This window comes from Mesorhizobium sp. P5_C1 (assembly GCF_054049815.1).
In genome coordinates this window covers 1-4,842 of the sequence record NZ_JBFULQ010000426.1, presented here as the reverse complement: position 1 = coordinate 4,842, position 4,842 = coordinate 1, and the positions used below count along the sequence as shown (strand labels likewise).

Here is a 4,842-nt window from a genome sequence, read left to right as displayed (position 1 = left end):
CCTTGACCAAGGGCGTAACGCCGATCGATTTCAAGCCTGAATTCGCCGACGCCGACGCCGCCGAAGGGGCCGGAACCGGCGGCGGCAAGACGGTTACCGATCCGCACGCCTTCCAGTCGATCGCCAATGCCAAGATCTACGTGGCGAACATCGCCGAAGCCTTCTGCGCCGCCGACTCCGACGGCTGCGTCAGCTACCAGACCAATGCCGCCGCCTATACCAAGAAGCTCGACGCGGTAGAAGGCGAAGTGAAGGCCGCGATCGCCTCGATCCCCGAAGCGAAGCGCGTCGTCATCACCTCGCATGACGCCTTCGGCTATTTCGAGCACGAATACGGCCTGACCTTCCTCGCCCCGCAAGGCATCTCGACCGACTCCGAACCGTCCGCCGCCGATGTCGCCAGGCTGGTCGACCAGGTGAAGCAGGACAAGGCGGCGGCGATCTTCGTCGAGAACATCACCAACCCGCGCCTGATCGAGCAGATCGCCAGCGAGACCGGCATCAAGGTCGGCGGCACTCTCTATTCGGATGCGCTGTCGCAGCCCGACGGCCCGGCCTCGACCTATATCGACATGATGCACAACAACATCCGTCAGATCAAAGGCGCCATCCTCGGCAGCTGACGCGCCCCTCCCCGGAAAGGCGGAGCCGGTCTCCGCCTTTCCGTTTGCACTCTGGCAGTTTGAGCTGGATTCCGCGCCGGAAATGCCTATCTGCGCTACGGTGTCGAGTTGCGCAAAGACGCGGATCGACCGTGGATCAAAAGCCGGCATCACATGACAGACTTTACGCCTTTCCAGTCGCTGCTTGGCGGCGCTCTTATTGGCCTGTCGGCAGTGCTCTTGATGGCACTGCATGGGCGGATTGCCGGGATGACCGGCATTCTGACCGGCGTCATCCCGCCGCTTTCGCCTGAATGGCGCTGGCGCGCCGCCTTTCTCGCCGGCGCCGTGGCGGCGCCGCTTGTCTATCAGACGGTCGGCGGACACATCGCCTTCAGCGTGCCCGTGTCGACGCTGGCACTTGTCGGTGGCGGCTTCCTGGTCGGCATCGGCGTGCATTTCGGTGGCGGCTGCCCGAGCGGACACGGCATTTGCGGCATAGCGCGGCTATCGCCACGCTCGATCGTCGCCGTCGCGATCTTCATGGTTACAGCCTTCGTCACCGTCTTCATCATCCGCCACGTGATCGGAGGCTGAGCCGTGAACAAGCTCGTCTCGGCATTTCTGATCGGTGGGATTTTCGGCCTCGGCATCGCCGTGTCCGGGATGATAAATCCTGCCAAGGTGCTGAACTTCTTCGACATCGCCGGCAGCTGGGACCCGAGCCTGATCTTCGTCATGGGTGGTGGCCTTGCGGTCGCCTTCGCCGGCTACCGCCTGATATTCCGGCGCCGTAAGTCACCGGTGTTCGAAACCGCGTTCGCCCTGCCGACGACGCGCACCATCGACGCGGAGCTGGCCGGCGGCGCCGCTGTCTTCGGCATCGGCTGGGGCATCGCCGGCTTCTGTCCCGGCGGCGCCATTCCCGCGCTTGGTCTCGGCTCCTCCGCGACGGCGATCTTTGTCACGGCGGTGATCGTCGGCATCGTCGTGGCGCGTTTCGCGAGGTCACGGCTTGCTCAGCTGGCTGCGGCATAGGAAGTAGTTGCCGGTTCCGCCGGAGAGTGGCAAGACTTCTCGCCAAATCAGACTGCGAGGATACAGCCATGGAATACCGCGAGATCAGCGAGACCTATTCGGTCTCGGGCCAGATCCAGCCCGAAGACGTCACCGCCATCAAGGAGGCCGGCTTCAAGAGCGTCATCTGCAACCGGCCCGATGACGAGCAGCCCGGCCAGCCTTCGGCCGACACGCTCAAAGCCGCGGTCGAGGCCGCCGGCATGGCCTTCCGCTACATCCCGGTCATCAGCGGCCAGATCACGGCCGAGAATGTAGAGGATCAAGCCGAGGCGCTCGACGAGCTCCAAGGCCCGGTGTTCGCCTATTGCCGCTCCGGCGCCCGCTGCACCAACCTCTACGGACTGATCCAGCAGTCGAAGAGTTAAATCGACCCAAGGTTCAAATCGGCAGCGCGCCGGTTTCCTTCAGCGTCTCGAGCACGATCGCCGTCTTCACATGCTGCACGGATTCGTGCGGCAGCAGCACGCCGTTGACGAATTCCGATAGCGACTTCAGGTCGGGTGTCACCACTTTCAGGATGTAGTCCATCTCGCCGGTCAACGCGTGCGCTTCCTGCACCTCGGGCAGCCGCGCCACCAGTTCGCCGAACCGCCTGGCATTGTCGCGATTGTGGGTGGCGAGCGTCACCGAGATGACGTTGACCAGGGAAAAGCCGAGTTTGTCGCGGTCGAGCACGGCGTGATAGCCCTTGATATAGCCGTCCTCCTCCAGCCGCTGGCGGCGGCGCGAGCATTGTGACGCCGACAGGTTCACCCGCTCCGACAAATCGTTGTTGGTCAGCCCCGCATCGCCCTGCAAGAGCGCCATTATCTTGCGGTCAAATTGATCAATGCGCGTCTCATCCATGGATTTATGCCCTTTCGTGCACGCTTTACGCATGAACTGATCATTTCAAGCGTTTGAATGCAAGCACCATGCGCCGGCTCCGCGCTATGATGGCGTCAGGTGGCCGTTTCAGGCCAAGCCATATCCGGAGAACTATCATGGGCCCCTTCCCCCACGACGCCCCGCCCGCCAAGATCAGCAAGGACAACCCCGCCGGCACGGATGGGTTCGAGTTTGTCGAGTTCGCGCATCCGGAGCCCGAAAAGCTCGCCGAACTGTTCACCCGCATGGGCTATGTCGCGGTGGCCAAGCACCGCACGRAAGACTTCACCGTCTGGCGCCAGGGCGACATCAACTATGTCGTCAATGCCGAGCCGGGCTCGCATGCTATGAAGTTCGCCGACAAGCACGGCCCTTGTGCTGCATCGATGGCCTGGCGGGTGGTCGATGCCAAGCACGCTTTCGACCACGCCGTTGCCAGGGGCGCCACGCCTTATGAAGGCACAGACAAGGCGCTCGACGTGCCGGCCATCGTCGGCATTGGCGGCTCGCTGCTGTATTTCATCGACACCTATGGCAAGAAGGGCTCGGCCTACGATGCCGAGTTCGAGTGGCTCGGCGCGCGCGATCCGCGGCCGCAAGGCGTCGGCTTCTATTTTCTCGACCACCTCACCCACAATGTCTATCGCGGCCAGATGGACAAATGGTGGGATTTCTACCGCAATTTGTTCGGCTTCAAGCAGATCCATTTCTTCGATATCGACGGCAAGATCACCGGTCTGGTCAGCCGCGCCATCACCTCGCCCTGCGGCAAGATCCGCATCCCGCTCAACGAGTCCAAGGACGAGACCAGCCAGATCGCCGAGTATCTGAAGAAGTACAATGGCGAAGGCATCCAGCACATTGCGGTTGGCACCGACGAGATCTACGCCGCCACCGACAGGCTGGCCGAGAACGGGCTGAAGTTCATGCCCGGCCCGCCGGAAACCTACTATGACATGTCCTATGACCGCGTGAACGGCCACGACGAGCCGATCGAACGCATGAAGAAGCACGGCATCCTGATCGACGGCGAAGGCGTGGTCGACGGCGGCATGACCAAGATCCTGCTGCAGATCTTTTCGAAAACCGTTATCGGGCCGATCTTCTTCGAGTTCATCCAGCGAAAAGGCGACGAAGGCTTTGGCGAGGGCAATTTCCGCGCCCTGTTCGAATCGATCGAGCAGGACCAGATCAAGCGCGGCGTGATCAAGGTTCAGGCGGCGGAGTAGGCTTCAGGTCGAGCGGACTGTGCATGACCCTGGTTTCGGGTCATGCGCCAAATCAGATCTTGAGGCCCAGCCGCTCGACCTCTTCTTTCCTCAGCTTCTTATCGTAGTCGAGCAGGAATTCATCGAGCTGTGGCGGCGCGACCGACGTGCCGGAGAGCATCGCGTGCACCTGGCCGCGATGGTGGATGTCATGCAGGAAGACGTGAGCGAGGATGTCGCCGATGCGCTCTGGGATCATGCCGTCCTTGCGCCGGTCGGTGACGACCTGACGATCGAGATCGGCTGCCGAGAGCCGGTCGCAAAAAGCGACCAGGCGACGGTCCGCGGCGACCTGTGCGGCAAACAACGCCTGCGGCTCGTCGATTGGCACAAAATCGTCATGGGCGGCAGCACCGACGCCACCCTCTTCGAGAAAATCAAGATAGAGAAGATCGACCGCAAGGATATGGTTGAGCGTCGCCTCGATCGACGGGAAGAAGCTGGTGCGTTCGGCTGCGAATTCGCCGGGCTTGAGCTGCAGAACAGCACGGTACAGCCGATCGTTCGACCAGAGATTGTTGCCCGCCATGCGGCGCAGATGATCCAGCAGGTTCATCCGGCGGACCGCACCAGATACAGACCCGCCCACATAACCGCAAATCCGGCGAGAACGATCAGCAGCAGCCTGTTCATGCGCCGCCGCAAGCCTTGCGTTTCGGCGTCCCGCGCGACTTTCATGTTGGTGATGGTGTGGAACATCATCGCCTTGCGCGGAAAGCCACTGCGGTTGGTCAGGTCCGGCGAGCGCGCCTCGATGCGGTAGCTCAACCGGATCGCCAGGATGAACACGGCCAGTATGGCAAGCGCCCAGACGCTACTGAGAAGGTAGAATATCTCGCCTGTCATACTCTTATCTACAAGCTCAGCTTTTCGCCCGAAAACATCAACAATCCCACCCCGACTAAAGTCAGAGAAAGCCCAATCATGCACCACCACCGTGATTTCGGATTGCTGAAAAACGCGCGCCATAGCTCGTTAGGTCGTGCACTCTGCCCGAGCATGTCCCTGTTGTGAACGTCGTAATC

The 4,842-nt window shown here is 61.7% G+C and carries 8 protein-coding genes; 5 read left to right on the top strand and 3 right to left on the bottom strand.

The window, feature by feature from the left end:
- From ACXJ7R_RS24930 to ACXJ7R_RS24915, 4 genes are all read left to right on the top strand, one after another.
- Positions 1–623 (top strand): metal ABC transporter solute-binding protein, Zn/Mn family (locus tag ACXJ7R_RS24930; protein ID WP_457154152.1); only part of this gene is annotated, 623 nt, incomplete at its 5' end.
- Positions 624–776: 153 nt separating this feature from the next.
- Positions 777–1,199, top strand: coding sequence for a YeeE/YedE family protein (locus ACXJ7R_RS24925; RefSeq protein ID WP_457154151.1), 423 nt, complete (start codon positions 777–779; stop codon positions 1,197–1,199).
- Positions 1,200–1,202: 3 nt separating this feature from the next.
- On the top strand, positions 1,203–1,640 hold the full coding sequence (locus ACXJ7R_RS24920) for a DUF6691 family protein (RefSeq protein WP_457154150.1): 438 nt from the start codon (positions 1,203–1,205) through the stop codon (positions 1,638–1,640).
- A gap of 68 nt (positions 1,641–1,708) precedes the next feature.
- Positions 1,709–2,047 (top strand): TIGR01244 family sulfur transferase, encoded by a 339-nt coding sequence (locus ACXJ7R_RS24915; RefSeq protein WP_457154149.1) that lies wholly within the window; start codon positions 1,709–1,711, stop codon positions 2,045–2,047.
- Positions 2,048–2,060: 13 nt separating this feature from the next.
- On the opposite strand, the gene ACXJ7R_RS24910 is transcribed toward ACXJ7R_RS24915, so the two are convergent.
- Complete coding sequence (locus tag ACXJ7R_RS24910; protein ID WP_095085868.1) at positions 2,061–2,528, bottom strand: Lrp/AsnC family transcriptional regulator; 468 nt, start codon at positions 2,526–2,528, stop codon at positions 2,061–2,063.
- A 137-nt stretch (positions 2,529–2,665) separates the two neighbouring features.
- On the opposite strand from ACXJ7R_RS24910, the gene hppD reads away from it, so the two are divergent.
- On the top strand, positions 2,666–3,778 hold the full coding sequence (hppD, locus tag ACXJ7R_RS24905) for a 4-hydroxyphenylpyruvate dioxygenase (RefSeq protein WP_457154148.1): 1,113 nt from the start codon (positions 2,666–2,668) through the stop codon (positions 3,776–3,778).
- A 52-nt stretch (positions 3,779–3,830) separates the two neighbouring features.
- On the opposite strand, the gene ACXJ7R_RS24900 is transcribed toward hppD, so the two are convergent.
- Both ACXJ7R_RS24900 and ACXJ7R_RS24895 read right to left on the bottom strand, forming a co-directional pair.
- Positions 3,831–4,373 (bottom strand): DinB family protein, encoded by a 543-nt coding sequence (locus tag ACXJ7R_RS24900; protein WP_457154147.1) that lies wholly within the window; start codon positions 4,371–4,373, stop codon positions 3,831–3,833.
- On the bottom strand, positions 4,370–4,663 hold the full coding sequence (locus ACXJ7R_RS24895; RefSeq protein WP_457154146.1) for a hypothetical protein: 294 nt from the start codon (positions 4,661–4,663) through the stop codon (positions 4,370–4,372). Before ACXJ7R_RS24895 ends, ACXJ7R_RS24900 begins: the two co-directional genes overlap by 4 nt.
- Positions 4,664–4,842 lie beyond the last annotated feature (179 nt).

What these genes read in the sequence shown, in the direction of transcription:
- ACXJ7R_RS24925 (WP_457154151.1), top strand. Translation starts at nt 777, where the DNA reads ATGACAGACTTTACGCCTTTCCAGTCGCTGCTTGGCGGCGCTCTTATT.
- ACXJ7R_RS24915 (WP_457154149.1), top strand. Translation starts at nt 1,709, where the DNA reads ATGGAATACCGCGAGATCAGCGAGACCTATTCGGTCTCGGGCCAGATC.
- ACXJ7R_RS24910 (WP_095085868.1), bottom strand. Translation starts at nt 2,528, where the DNA reads ATGGATGAGACGCGCATTGATCAATTTGACCGCAAGATAATGGCGCTC.
- ACXJ7R_RS24900 (WP_457154147.1), bottom strand. Translation starts at nt 4,373, where the DNA reads ATGAACCTGCTGGATCATCTGCGCCGCATGGCGGGCAACAATCTCTGG.
- ACXJ7R_RS24895 (WP_457154146.1), bottom strand. Translation starts at nt 4,663, where the DNA reads ATGACAGGCGAGATATTCTACCTTCTCAGTAGCGTCTGGGCGCTTGCC.